Annotated in this window: 9 protein-coding genes; 3 read left to right on the forward strand and 6 right to left on the reverse strand. The window is 42.9% G+C overall.

Translation table 11 applies throughout. From position 1 onward, the window contains the following. Nucleotides 1-26: 26 nt before the first annotated feature. Nucleotides 27-2,168 (reverse strand): prolyl oligopeptidase family serine peptidase, encoded by a 2,142-nt coding sequence (locus ACHFIY_RS05655; RefSeq protein ID WP_410845094.1) that lies wholly within the window; start codon nucleotides 2,166-2,168, stop codon nucleotides 27-29. A 269-nt stretch (nucleotides 2,169-2,437) separates the two neighbouring features. After that, nucleotides 2,438-3,436: a UDP-3-O-(3-hydroxymyristoyl)glucosamine N-acyltransferase gene (lpxD, locus tag ACHFIY_RS05660; protein ID WP_410845095.1), complete on the reverse strand. Its 999-nt coding sequence runs from the start codon at nucleotides 3,434-3,436 to the stop codon at nucleotides 2,438-2,440. Nucleotides 3,437-3,954: 518 nt separating this feature from the next. Between lpxD and ACHFIY_RS05665 the strand changes: the two genes are divergently transcribed. After that, nucleotides 3,955-5,409: an isocitrate/isopropylmalate family dehydrogenase gene (locus ACHFIY_RS05665; RefSeq protein ID WP_410845096.1), complete on the forward strand. Its 1,455-nt coding sequence runs from the start codon at nucleotides 3,955-3,957 to the stop codon at nucleotides 5,407-5,409. A 247-nt stretch (nucleotides 5,410-5,656) separates the two neighbouring features. Next, a complete protein-coding gene (locus ACHFIY_RS05670; protein ID WP_410845097.1) occupies nucleotides 5,657-7,336 on the forward strand; it encodes a pyruvate dehydrogenase complex dihydrolipoamide acetyltransferase in 1,680 nt (559 codons plus the stop codon). A 192-nt stretch (nucleotides 7,337-7,528) separates the two neighbouring features. On the opposite strand, the gene ACHFIY_RS05675 is transcribed toward ACHFIY_RS05670, so the two are convergent. From ACHFIY_RS05675 to ACHFIY_RS05690, 4 genes are all read right to left on the reverse strand, one after another. Next, the gene (locus ACHFIY_RS05675; RefSeq protein WP_410845098.1) at nucleotides 7,529-7,663 is read right to left on the reverse strand and encodes a hypothetical protein; all 135 of its coding nucleotides are present in this window, start codon (nucleotides 7,661-7,663) and stop codon (nucleotides 7,529-7,531) included. A gap of 221 nt (nucleotides 7,664-7,884) precedes the next feature. After that, nucleotides 7,885-8,769, reverse strand: coding sequence for a 4,5-DOPA-extradiol-dioxygenase (gene ygiD / locus ACHFIY_RS05680; protein ID WP_410845099.1), 885 nt, complete (start codon nucleotides 8,767-8,769; stop codon nucleotides 7,885-7,887). Nucleotides 8,770-8,835: 66 nt separating this feature from the next. After that, nucleotides 8,836-9,426 (reverse strand): Crp/Fnr family transcriptional regulator, encoded by a 591-nt coding sequence (locus ACHFIY_RS05685; RefSeq protein WP_410845100.1) that lies wholly within the window; start codon nucleotides 9,424-9,426, stop codon nucleotides 8,836-8,838. Nucleotides 9,427-9,463: 37 nt separating this feature from the next. Then, nucleotides 9,464-10,081 (reverse strand): Uma2 family endonuclease, encoded by a 618-nt coding sequence (locus tag ACHFIY_RS05690; protein WP_410845101.1) that lies wholly within the window; start codon nucleotides 10,079-10,081, stop codon nucleotides 9,464-9,466. A 1,152-nt stretch (nucleotides 10,082-11,233) separates the two neighbouring features. On the opposite strand from ACHFIY_RS05690, the gene ACHFIY_RS05695 reads away from it, so the two are divergent. Beyond that, complete coding sequence (locus ACHFIY_RS05695; RefSeq protein ID WP_410845102.1) at nucleotides 11,234-13,147, forward strand: ABC transporter ATP-binding protein; 1,914 nt, start codon at nucleotides 11,234-11,236, stop codon at nucleotides 13,145-13,147. The last annotated feature ends 235 nt before the right edge of the window (nucleotides 13,148-13,382 follow it).

Here is a 13,382-nt window from a genome sequence, read left to right on the forward strand (position 1 = left end):
TAATAAACAAACCTTTTTTTGCTGAATCATTTATAATGTACCCCAATCCCCATGTTGTAAAACATAAAAGCCCATTTGTCTGTTGCGCCTTCGGTAACCTGCTTGGTACTCATGCCTGCACCGTGGCCGGCTTGTGTTTCTATGCGGATAATCACGGGTGCATTGCCTGTTTGTGCTGCTTGCAAAGTAGCGGCAAATTTAAAAGAGTGTGCAGGCACTACCCGGTCGTCATGGTCGGCCGTGGTAACCAAGATGGCTGGGTATGCCGTGCCGGGTTTTATATTGTGCAGTGGCGAATAGCCTTTCAGGTACTCAAACATTTCTTTGCTGTCTTCTGCTGTGCCATAGTCATAAGCCCATCCTGCGCCAGCCGTGAACTTGTGGTAGCGGAGCATGTCCAGCACGCCTACCGCCGGGAAAGCCACTTTGCACAAATCTGGCCGTTGGGTAATGGTAGCACCTACCAATAAACCACCGTTGGATCCGCCAGCAATAGCCAAGTAGTCGGTAGACGTATATTTATTCGCTTTCAAATATTCGGCGGCGGCAATAAAATCGTCAAATACATTTTGCTTTTTTGTTTTGATGCCCGCATTGTGCCAGTCTTCGCCATACTCGCCGCCGCCTCGCAGGTTTGGCACAGCGTAAACGCCGCCATTTTCCAGCAATACAATATTGGCCGTGCTGAAAGCGGGCGTAAGGCTAATGCTGAAACCGCCATACCCATACAGCACCGTAGGGTTTTTGCCGTTTAGTTTCAGCCCTTTTTTATAGGTGATAATCATGGGTATTTTAGTGCCATCCTTGGATGGGTAAAATACCTGCTTCGATTCATAGTCGCTTGGATTGAACAGTACTTTTGGCTTTTTAAACACATCTGCTTTGCCTGTGGCAATATCCATTTTAAAAATAGTGCTTGGGTAGGTATAAGAGGTGAAGCTGAAATACAATTCCTTTTCCTTTTGCTTGGCCGAGAAGCCAGAAGCCGTGCCTACGCCCGGCAATGCTACTTCCCTAATTTTAGCCCCTGTGTTGTCGTATTGCAATACTTGCGACACCGCATCTTTCAAGTAGCTACAAAAGAAATAGCCGCCAGCCATGGTGGTGGACAGCACGTTTTTTGTTTCGGGTATAAAATCTTTCCAGTTTGCTGCTTGTGGCTTATCTATTGGGGCAGTTACTACTTTGTTGTTGGGTGCGTTCAGGTCTGTTTCTATGTAAAAATAATTGTCGTCCGCATCCATCAAGTTGTGGCTATTGGCCATGGTTTCTATCAATTTAATGATAGGGGCATCTTTTTGGGTTAAATCCTGCACATACAATTCGTTGCCATAAGTGCTATTGGCAGCGGAAATAACCAGCCAACGCCCATTTTCGGTAATGCCTGCACCAACATAGCGGCGTGGCTGTGCGGCACCGCCAAACACCAGCACATCGCTGCTTTGCGGCGTGCCCAGCTTGTGGTAATATAGCTTATGCTCCTGTGTTTTGCCCGAAAGCTGGCTGCCATGCTTGGGCTTGTCGTAGCTGCTGTAATAAAAACCCTCATTGCCTTTCCAGGCAATGCCACTGAATTTAATATCAAGCATGGTATCGCCTATTTGTTGCTTGTTCAAGGCATTTAGCACAATAATCTTGTGCCAGTCGGACCCGCCTTCCGATATTTGGTAACCAGCCAAGGAGCCATCCTTGGTAAATTCCATGCCGGCCAACGAGGTTGTGCCTTTTGCAGAAAACGTATTGGGGTCTAGGAATACTTCTGGCTCTTCATTACCACGCTGCCTGTACACGACAGCTTGGTTCTGCATACCCGAGTTCCTAGAGAAATATGTGTATTCACCTTCCTTGGAAGGGGCAGAAAAGCGTTCGTAGTTCCACAAATCTTTTAGCCGCTTGCGGATGGCTGCCCTGAACGGTATTTTGGCCAGATAGCTTTGCGTTACTTCGTTTTCTGCTTTCACCCATGCTTTTGTTGCTTCCGATGTGTCGTTTTCGAGCCAGCGATAAGGGTCGGCCAACTCTGTGCCAAAATAAGTATCTTTTACAGTCTCGTCTTTTCTTGTTGCGGGGTAAGTGAGTTGCATGTTGCTTGATTTCTGCTGTGCCAAGGCTTCGCCAGCACTAAAAAGGATGGTGTTGGCAATAATAATGGATAATGCTTTTTTCATAGTATAGAAGTTAAAAATATTTTTTTTGCCACAAAGTTACAAAGGCTCAAAGTGGCACTAAGGAAAGAATAGGAAAAGGAAAAAAGGGCACTATTCAAGTGCAAGTTTGTTTAATCTGCCACGAAGGCACAAATACACAAAGATGCACAAAGTTTTAAGGGAAGAAGAAAAGAAAAAAAGAAGAAAAATAATGTTAGCAATACCTTCTAACCTTCTTTTTCTTCGTGCTTCTTCGTGTTTTTGTGCCTTTGTGGCAAAATCTTCCCAGCCTATTTAGATTCTTTTACCAGTTTCCTTAATATAACCCATTGTTTCAGAGCATCTCTGGCATCTATGGCGGGGTAGCCCAGTATTTTTTTGCCAGCCTCAAAATTATTAATCACGCCAGACTGGCCACCTACCTGCACGCCTGCGCCGAGGGTTACATGGTCTGATATACAAGCGCCGCCGCCTACTATTACCCCATCGCCAAGTGTAACGGAACCAGCAAGACCACTGCTGCCTGCCATGATGCAGCAACGCCCCATTTTGCTGTTGTGCCCTATCTGCACTAGGTTGTCTATTTTACAACCATCGCCTACCACGGTGGAGCTAAACTTGCCCCTGTCAACACAGCTATTGGCACCTATTTCTACCCCTTTGCCTATCACCACATTGCCAATATGGGGTATTTTAACCAGCCCCCTGCCGTCTGGGCTTGGGCGGAAACCAAAACCATCTGCCCCAATGCTTACATTGGCATGGAAAATACAATAGGCCCCAACAATACATTTTTCCCTGATAACAGTACCTGGCCAAATAGTAGTAGCAGCTCCAATGGTGGTTTCGTCTAGTATGGTTACGTTGGGGTACAGTGTTACGCCATTGCCCAGCGAAACATTCTTGCCAATATAGCACCCCGCCCCTATCCTGCACCCCTTGCCAATGGTTGCTGTGGCATGTATAACGGCTGTTGGGTGAATTTCTTCCTCAAACACAGGGCCTTCTTCCACAAACAACTCCAGCAACTGTGCCATGGCGGTATCCGCATTTTTTACTTTTATTAATGCCCTGCCCTCGCCAGGCTCAATTGCAAATTCCTCATTCACTATTGCAGCACATGCTTTGGAGGATTCCCATAGCTTGATGTATTTCCGGTTGCCAATAAAGGTAATCTGGCTATCATTTGCTGCTTCCAGTTGCTCGGGGCCTGTGATGGCATTTAAAGTATCCCCCACTAGAATACCTTTGATAGCTGCGTTTATTTCTTGTATAGTAAATGTTTTCATGCGTTGTAATTTTCAATCATTTAGCGGTGTATAGGTAAGGAAAATTTGGGAGTTTGGGAAATAATGAACCTATTTAAGATTAATACAACCAATCATATATGATAAGAGTACACCCTTATGGTTCATAGGGCTGCACCCTATGCTGGCATATTACGCCCTTTAGGGGCTTGCCTTGGATGCATGGTTGCATGGTGTGTAACCCCGTAGGGGGCGGTATAAATTAGCGATGCGTGTAGCCCATCGGAAAAAGCAAATACTGACCTTGCTTCGCTAATTCATAGGGCTATACCCTATGCAGGTATATTACACCCTTTCGGGTCTTGCCTTGGATGTACCTTGGATGCATGGTTGCATGGTGTGTAACCCCGAAGGAGCGGTATATAATAGCGATGGGTTTAGCCCATCGAACAAAAAGGCGAGAGGGAAAACCGAAAAACTTTTATACAATCGGGTGCATCTTATGCTTGTTATCCCTAAATTTGTTTGTACCAGTTTGTTAAACCTATAATCAATTTTATATGCACAAAATAGCAGTAGCCAAGGGAGATGGCATAGGACCTGAAATAATGGATGCCGTATTGAAAATTTTTACTGCTGCCAATGTGCCGCTAGAATATGACGTGGTAGATATGGGCAAATGGGTTTTTGACAAAGGGTATAGCAATGGTATGACACCCGAGGCGCAGGAAACTATAGAAACATTGGGTATTTTATTCAAAGGTCCCATGGAAACTCCAAAGGGCAAAGGCGTGAAAAGCGTAAACGTTACCGCACGCAAAACATGGAATACCTATGCCAATAAACGCACTTTCCAAACCCTGCATGGCGTGGACACTGTGTTTAGCAAGGCTGGCATAACGATAGACATAACCATAGTAAGGGAAAATATTGAAGATACCTACGGAGGCATAGAACACATGCTTACGCACGATGTGGCATTGTGCCGGAGATTTATTACCCGGCCGGGCAGCTACCAAGTAATAAAATATGCTTTTGAAATGGCCAAGAAAAAAGGTGCAAGGCGCATTACTTGCGGCCACAAGAGCAATATCATGAAAATTACGGATGGCCTATTCCTGGAAGTTTTTTATGAAATAGCAAAAGATTATCCTGAGCTAAATGCAGACGATGTGATCGTGGACGACCTGTGCATGAAACTGGTAACCAAGCCCGACTTGTTTGACGTGGTGGTGCTCACCAACCTGCAAGGCGATATTGTAAGTGATTTGTGTGCCGGATTGGTTGGTGGCTTGGGCTTTGCGCCAAGTGCCAATATAGGCGACCATATTTCCATTTTTGAGGCCGTGCATGGCACTGCACCCGACATCATGGGTAAAAATATTGCCAACCCAACGGCTTTGTTGCTTAGCGGCATTGGAATGCTTCGCCATCTGGGCTTGATGGAGATGGCAGCCATCATAGAAAATTCTTTGCTGTACACGCTGGAAAGCGGCGTGCATACCGGCGATTTTGGCGACAAAGCAATCCCTTCTTTAAACACCACTGCTTTTGCAGATGCCGTAATTGCCAATTTTGGCAAATTGCCAGCACAAAACGCAAAGCCAGTTTTAGCCAACTTATATGTAACGCCAACAATATTTAAGCTGGATAAAAACCCAATGCTGGAAAGCATAGATGATGAGGCTATTAATATTCTAGGTGCAGATTTTTTTATTGAGACCAACCTGCAGCCAACCGAGGTAGCCGAAAAATGCCTTAAACATACCTTGACACTTTTTAAATTGGTAACTGTAACCAACCGTGGCACGCAGGTATGGCCCAAAGGGAGCGTGTTTACCAACTTGGTGAGCCAGTATGGCTGCCGTTTTGAAAGCATTGACAACCTGCCTTTAACGCAAGTAGATATACTGGAACTTACCAAGCGGATGATGAAGGACTTTAAAGTATGCTCCTATGAATTGCTGAACCAGTTTGGCTATAAAAAAGCATATAGCTTGGCACAAGGGCAATAGATGGGCTACTAGTTGAGTAAAATTGCCACAAAGGCACTAAGACAAAAAGAGACACAAAGTTTTAAAGTAAAGAAGAAAGACAAAACAAGTGTCTTTTCTTCTTTCTTCTTTGTGCTGCTTTGTGTCTTTATGACTATATTATTGTGTGTAGCAACAAAATATTTCTGCCCTTATAAAGTGTTATCTGTTGCAGCTACGCCAATTTCCATTAATTTCACGCCGCAATTAAAGAAACAATAGAAATCTTATGGCAGAAGTAATATTAATGCCCCGTTTGAGCGACACGATGACCGAAGGGGTAATAGCCGCTTGGCACAAGCAAGTGGGCGACACAGTAAAAAAGGGAGAAGTACTAGCAGAAATAGAAACAGACAAAGCCACTATGGAACTGGAAAGTTACAAGGATGGCATATTGCTGCATATTGGCACAAAAGCTGGCGGCAACCTGCAAGTAAATGATTTATTGGCTATTCTTGGCACGGCTGGAGAAGACATTAGTGGCTTGCTTAATGGCGGCGCTAGTGCTGCACCTGCCGCAACCCCTGCACCAGCTGAACCAAAACCTTCCGAAGCTGTACCCGTTGCTGCTGCATCAGCACCAGCCACATCTGCTGCGCCCGCTGTTGACCCAGCAAGCATGGAAGAAGTAGTATTGATGCCAAGGCTAAGCGACACCATGACCGAAGGCGTAATAGCCTCTTGGCAGAAAAATATTGGAGATACTGTAAAAAAAGGCGAAGTGCTTGCCGAGATAGAAACAGACAAGGCAACCATGGAACTGGAAAGCTATAAAAATGGCAAGCTACTGTACCAAGGTGCAAAAGCTGGCGACAAAATTTTGGTAAACGACTTGTTGTGCATTATTGGCGAAGATGGCTTGGATATAGATGCAATTGTAAACGCTGTTAAAAACCCAGGAGCGGCTTCAGCAGCAGCCCCTGTAGCAGAAGCAAAAACAGAAGCACCAGCTACCTCGACAGCAGCAACCACTGCCCCAGCAGCTGAAGCGGCAGTGGTAAATGACGGAAGGATATTGGCCTCGCCATTGGCTAAAAAAGTGGCGGCCGACAAAGGCATAGACCTTAAATATGTGCAAGGAAGCGGCGACAACGGCCGAATTATTAAAAATGACGTTGACAACTTTAAGCCTGCCGCCCCAGCCCCTGCTGCAAAAGCCGAAGCAGCACCAACAGCACCTGCCGCCCCTGCACCAACCGCATACTCAAAACCTGCAGAAACAGGTGTGGTGAGCTTTGATGATGTGCCTGTTTCGCAAATGCGTAAGGTGATTGCTAAAAGGCTTGGCGAAAGTTTGTTTACAGCACCGCATTTTTATGTAACCATGACAATAGACATGGATGCTGCCATAGCCGCCCGCACAAAAATTAATGAGAACGCAAAATCAAAAATTAGCTTTAACGACTTGGTGTTAAAAGCAACCTCGCTTGCGTTGAAACAGCATCCAAAAATAAACAGCAGTTGGCTGGGCGATAAAATACGCATCAACCACCATGTAAACATTGGCGTGGCCGTGGCCGTGGAAGAAGGATTGCTAGTTCCTGTCGTGCGATTTGCCGACACCAAAAGCCTTAGCCAGATAAATGCAGAAGTAAAAGACTATGCACAAAAAGCGAAAGACAAAAAACTGCAACCTGCCGACTGGGAAGGAAGCACATTTACCATATCTAACCTGGGCATGTTTGGCGTGGATGAATTTACAGCCATCATCAACCCACCAGATGCCTGTATATTGGCTGTAGGTGGCATAGCCCAAGTGCCTGTTGTAAAGAACGGCCAAGTAGTGCCGGGCAACATCATGAAGCTAACCCTCAGCTGCGACCACAGGGTAGTGGACGGAGCTGCTGGTGCTGCGTTCTTGCTTACATTAAAAAGCTTCTTGGAAGAACCGATACGGATGTTGGTATAACTATAATTTACTTTTTTGAAACTATAAACAAGCCCCATGCAAACATTTGCAAGGGGCTTGTTATATAAAATAGAACCCTTACTCAAATATTCTTACTCCAATTCATGGCAACTACAAATGGTTATTTAGCTATGAATTTTATGAATAAGACTTGAATTTGGTTCCAAGAATTGCTTTTAGTACCTCTTATTACTATGACCTTATTTTGAAAACCACTATTAAAATAATCCCAATTATTAAAAAGAAATGGCGGGCATCTAGCTCAATGTCAACATAAATAGTTTCGCCTTTTTTTGTTGCTTCCAATATTTTTTTTATCCATTTCATAAGGTAATTTCGAGTTGAAGAAGGGGTAATACTTCGCCAAGGTTTAACGAGAGCGTTTCAGGACTTTCGTTACTAATCCAAGTGAGCATTTAACTGTTAAATCTAACTTGAATTTTCCCAGCTCAATCTTCAATCATAACATGATTTAAAAGTAGCATTCGCTTGGAAATATCCAAACTAGTGCTACTTTTTATATTTTTTGTTCTTTTTAACAGCCAATCCTATGCCCGCTCTATTTTTACCGAGGTCATGGAAAAAGAACCGCCCACTACCTTGTCATTGAAAAAGGAAACTTTTTCGTTTTTGCCCCTCAATGCAATGGCGTAAATCATTGGCAAATAATGGTCTGCAGTGGGTGCAGATAATTGAAATGCCTTGCTGTACTGTTTAAAATTAACCAATGATTGATAATCATTTTCCATTATCAACTTTTTAAAATCATGGTTGGCTTCTATTGCCCAGTCTAAACCAAAAGCACTTAAGCCACCAGTATCAAAACGTGCAAAATTGAAATTATGCACCATATTGCCGCTGCCTATTATCAACACTCCTTTTTTTCGCAGCCCTGCCAGTTGCTTTGCTAAGTTGTAGTGATATTGGGTGTCTTTTGTATAATCTAGGCTTAGTTCTATTACGGGCACATCGGCAGCAGGGTACAGGTGTTTCAGCACGCTCCAGCTACCATGATCCAGCCCCCAGCTTTCGCTTAGCCCCACTTTTGTAGTAGTGACAATCTGTTTTGTTTCCTCCGCCAGCCATTTGCTACCCGGGGCAGGGTAGTTCACATCAAACAATGCCTTGGGGAATCCGCCAAAGTCGTGTATGGTTTTTGGCCTTTCCATGGCCGTAACAAAAGTGCCATTGGTTTCCCAATGTGCGGATATACACAGTATGGCCTTTGGTTTGGGGATTGTTTTGGCAACCTCCTTCCATCCTAAAGAAAATTCGTTTTCTTCAATGGCGTTCATTGGCGAGCCGTGGCCTATGAAAAGCACAGGCATTTCCTGATCTTGCTCGCTTAAATTATCGGTGTAGTTCTTAAAGGTGCTTAGCCTATTCATAGCTGTAAATCCTATTATTGAGTTTAAAAAATCTTTGCGTTCCATAAAATTTAGATTAAATTTTACAGGTACAAAGTTACCATCAATGAAACAGGTTTACGTTAACCTATGTTAAGAAGTGGGCGAATGTAATTTGCTACGGTCATGCCGTATTTTGCTAAGTGCTTCTGGCGTGATGCCAAGGTAGGAGGCAATCATTTTTTGGGGGATACGTTGCGCTATATTCGGGTAGATTTCTAAAAAGTCTTCATACCGCTCTAATGCCGTGGCACTCATCAGCATAATTACCCTTTTTTGAAGCACGGCATTCCTGTTTAGCAACAGCGTATTTATGGTTTTTCCGGAGGCAGCAGTGGAGGAGAAAAGAATTTCAAAAATATCTTTGGTAAAAACTTCAACCTCCGATGTCTCCAATACATCAATATACAAATCAGAAGGTTTACTGCTTGCCAATGCAACAATGTCGCCCATTATCCACCCTTCAGGTGCAAACATAAATATATGTTCTTTGCCTTTTTCATCAATGGCATAGCTTCTCAAAAGCCCCGTTTTTACAAAGTAGCATTTACAAGCTGTATCGCCCTGCTTTTGAAGCATTGTGCTTTTTGCCAAATGCCGTGTTTGTAGTTTTTGTTGTATTTGTAGTTTTAAGTTGCTTGTCATCAAGCCATCATCATGAAGTATGTTTACGAGTGATTCCATGCAATAAAAGTATTACATAAAACAAAACCAACTACATTCAAAATATGTCTTCCAGCTTGGCACCAAAGCCAGTTACCACGGCACTTTCAATGTAGCCTTGGCCAGTTATTTTTGCTTCCAGCATATATTCATTGCCTTGCAGCAGGTATTGCTCTATTGATTTTTTCTTTGTGTCCACTATCCAATACTCTGTAACGCCATGGGCGGCATAGTCTATTAGTTTAATGCCCCTATCATTTTTTTCAGTCGATTCCGATACTATTTCTATGATAAAATCGGGTGCAGGGAATAGCAGTTGCTCCGGGGCAAATGTATCTGCACGTTCTTTTTTAAAGAAGCAAATATCTGGTTCATAGTCGTTGCGGGTAAGCTGTATCATCACTTTTTCTACCCCAACAATGCCTAGTTGGTTTTTATCTACATGCACATGCAGTAAAGATGATAATTTCATGGAGGCATCCCAATGCCTCAACCGAACAGGCGAATGGAAAACAATTTGCCCATTGATAAATTCTGCTTTATGGTTTTCGTGTACTAGGTCGTAAAATTTTGCCCGATCCTCCCTTTCCTTGGCAAAAACCAATGTTGCAGCTTCTATTATCTTAATAGCATTGGGGCTATCTACCAGTGCGGCTAATAAAGAATCATTTGCCATATTGTTTCTTTGAGGTTTAAAGGTACAAAAAATGTTAGTACCCACACTTTATCAGCGTAGGGGTGCATTTAAAATCTTCCCTTTTTATTTATCGGCAACATACATAATTGATGGTAATAGCCCCACAAACCCTTCAACCTCACTCCAGCCCTCTCCAAAAGGAGAAGGAAAAAGGGGAAATTGAAGACTAAATGGAATAGTTTGAAACGGGTTATTTTTTGTTTTTCGGTGGTTTATTTTTTTTTGCTTTTTCCCTTTTTCCCTATAACTTGTTGATATTCAGTTATTTATTTTTTTTTAGCCTCATTTTTTATGATAATAAAAGTAAATTTTATGATAATTTATTAATAGGAAAACGATAGTTTATTGATAGGAAACTGATAATTTATTGATAAGAAACGGATAAGATTTTGATGGTAGATTATCATTTTCCTAAGCCAACTAAGATCCGATGCGAGAGGCAAGACCAAGATGCCCTAGTTGCTCCTTTAATGTAAAATTCGCATGGATAGGTATATAACCCAAAATGAAAATCCTATATGGGGGAAATATGCCCCCATGAGCATCCAATATTTCCCCCATATAGGATTGTCCTTTTGCACAAGTCCCAAATCAATCCCAACTTTGCACAGTATGGCTCTTTGTTTGCGCTGGCACAACCACTACTGTTGCCCTAACCTTGGCTCGTTGTCCCGTAAACCCAATTTTTAATATACTAAAAAAAAACGTCATAATGAACTACATACATGCTCAAAAAAACACAAAAAAGGACTCACTTTTTTGCACAAATCACTCACAAAATACGCACAAAACACACAAAAAAGAATCACTTTTCACTCACAAAACACTCATCTTAAAAAACAAAAAAGCACTGTATTTCAAAGAGTTACGATACAAGAATACCTAAAAACTAAATTCTGGGTCTCAAAAGCCAGCCAAACCAAGCGGGCAATGCCCCTGAAAATGGGCAATAAAAGTTATCGTTTTGCCACCTTAAAGGGTGCAGGCAATGCTAGGTTGGCACTCACCAGCAATTCAAAAAAGGAATTAGCCTTGTTGCCATGAGTGCATAAGGGGTCATAAAATTTTTTAGCATTTTTAGTTAAACCTTACCCCAACTCTATTTATTTATGAAAGGTTACATTTGCACCAATGGCAAAGGAACAAAAGGCAAAAAAAGTATTTGAGTTCTCATTAATAAGGCGGGTTTTCCAGTTTGTGCGCCCTTACAATGCGATGTTTTATACCAGCTTGGCATTGGCTATCGTAATGGCATTGGTTGCCCCTGTGCGGCCATACCTTATACAGCTTACGGTAAACAAGTCTATCCATTTTGCTATGCCCTTGCCAGCATGGCTAAACCCGCTGCTGTTGTTGCAGCAAAATAGCCCCATATTCCAGTTTATAGTCCACATAACCATTTTCCAAATTATCTTTCTATTTGCAGAATCTATATTGAGGTTTGCCTTTTCTTTTATCACTTCCTGGCTAGGGCAAAACGTGGTGAAAGATTTGAGGGTAACTGTGTATGAAAAGATAATGAGCCTTAACCTTAGCCAGTTCGACAAAACACCCATTGGCACCCTCACCACCCGCACCATCAACGATATAGAAAGCATCAATGATATTTTTAGTGATGGGCTGATACCTATCGTGGCCGATTTGCTCACCATTATTATTACGCTTATCACCATGTTTTGGATGAACTGGCAAGTGGCATTGGTAAGCCTGTTGCCATTCCCTTTTTTAATGGTGGCTACTTATTATTTCAAGGAAAGCGTAAACGCTAGTTTTATCAAAGTAAGGAATGCCGTGGCGGCCTTGAATGCTTTTGTGCAGGAGCATATCACGGGTATGCACATCGTTCAGGCTTTTGCTGCCGAAGGCAGGGAGCTGGCAAAGTTTAATACCATTAATAAAGAGCACCGGGATGCAAACATAAAAGCCATTTTTGCATACAGTGTTTTTTTTCCGGTGGTGGAGTTGGTATTGGCCATCAGCACAGGCTTGCTGGTTTGGTGGGTGGCAGATAACAGGCTAGATGCTGGCTTGCTGGTCGCCTTTATTTTATACCTCAACCAGATATTCCGCCCTTTAAGGGTAATTGCCGATAAGTTCAACGTGCTGCAAATGGGCATGATAGCGGCAGAAAGGGTGTTTAAAGTGCTGGATAATGAGGATGTGATGCCGAGCAATAGTGGCAAGTCGTTAGTGGTAAGTGGTAAGTCGGAGGAGAATCGGGAGTTAGCTGGAGTTAGTCGGGAATCGGGAGTTACTGGCAATAGCAAATTATCAACTATCAATTATCTATTATCTATTAAAGGAAGCATCTCCTTCCAGCATGTTTGGTTTGCATATATCAATGAGCAATATGTATTAAAGGATGTTTCTTTTGAAGTAAAAGCAGGGGAAACAGTTGCGCTTGTGGGGCATACCGGTAGTGGCAAAACATCTATCATCAGCCTGCTGAACAGGCTGTACTTTATACAGCGGGGGGTGATTAAAGTAGATGGCATTAATATAGATGATTGGCCAATAGAACAATTGAGGGGCAGCATTGGCGTGGTGTTACAGGATGTGTTCCTGTTTTCTGGCTCGGTGATGGACAATATCACGCTGCGCAACCCATTGGTGTCGAGGGAAAAAGTAATAGAGGCAGCCAAGATGATTGGGATGCACGAATTTATTATGCAACTGCCCGATGGGTACGATTATAATGTGTTGGAAAGGGGGAGTACCTTGAGCCTTGGGCAGCGGCAATTGATTTCGTTTGTAAGGGCTTTGTTGTACAACCCATCTATATTAATACTAGATGAGGCCACTTCTTCTATTGATACAGAAAGCGAGCTACTGATACAGAAAGCTATTGATACGCTGATTACTGGGCGAACTTCTATTGTGATAGCGCACCGCTTATCCACCATCCGAAAGGCCAACAAAATTATTGTGCTGGACAAGGGCGAAATAAAGGAAATGGGCACACACGAAGAACTGCTTGCCTTGGGTGGGTTTTATAACAAGTTGTATGAAATGCAATTTGATGCGGGAAAAATGCAGGCTGTTTAGAAAAGCGATTGATTTACAAAGACGTAAATTGCTTAGTGGCCTTATCAAAAATAACTTTCCTTAATGCTATTTTCATCGCAAAGCACACAAAGCGATTAAACGTAAAGGTTCGCAAAGGGTTTAATCCAAAGTGCTATACTTTATTAAGGTAAAATGTTTCCCTAGCCCCCAACCTCCGCCACAACCCCTAAAGGGGCAAAAATAGTGGTCCAACAAAACACAAAGAAGAGTGTCG

It is taken from the genome of Parasediminibacterium schistidii, from assembly GCF_046546515.1.
Lineage (GTDB): Bacteria > Bacteroidota > Bacteroidia > Chitinophagales > Chitinophagaceae > Parasediminibacterium.

What these genes read in the sequence shown, in the direction of transcription:
- ACHFIY_RS05655 (WP_410845094.1), bottom strand. Translation starts at nt 2,168, where the DNA reads ATGAAAAAAGCATTATCCATTATTATTGCCAACACCATCCTTTTTAGT.
- ACHFIY_RS05685 (WP_410845100.1), bottom strand. Translation starts at nt 9,426, where the DNA reads ATGGAATCACTCGTAAACATACTTCATGATGATGGCTTGATGACAAGC.
- ygiD (WP_410845099.1), bottom strand. Translation starts at nt 8,769, where the DNA reads ATGGAACGCAAAGATTTTTTAAACTCAATAATAGGATTTACAGCTATG.
- ACHFIY_RS05695 (WP_410845102.1), top strand. Translation starts at nt 11,234, where the DNA reads ATGGCAAAGGAACAAAAGGCAAAAAAAGTATTTGAGTTCTCATTAATA.
- ACHFIY_RS05690 (WP_410845101.1), bottom strand. Translation starts at nt 10,081, where the DNA reads ATGGCAAATGATTCTTTATTAGCCGCACTGGTAGATAGCCCCAATGCT.
- ACHFIY_RS05670 (WP_410845097.1), top strand. Translation starts at nt 5,657, where the DNA reads ATGGCAGAAGTAATATTAATGCCCCGTTTGAGCGACACGATGACCGAA.
- lpxD (WP_410845095.1), bottom strand. Translation starts at nt 3,436, where the DNA reads ATGAAAACATTTACTATACAAGAAATAAACGCAGCTATCAAAGGTATT.
- ACHFIY_RS05675 (WP_410845098.1), bottom strand. Translation starts at nt 7,663, where the DNA reads ATGAAATGGATAAAAAAAATATTGGAAGCAACAAAAAAAGGCGAAACT.
- ACHFIY_RS05665 (WP_410845096.1), top strand. Translation starts at nt 3,955, where the DNA reads ATGCACAAAATAGCAGTAGCCAAGGGAGATGGCATAGGACCTGAAATA.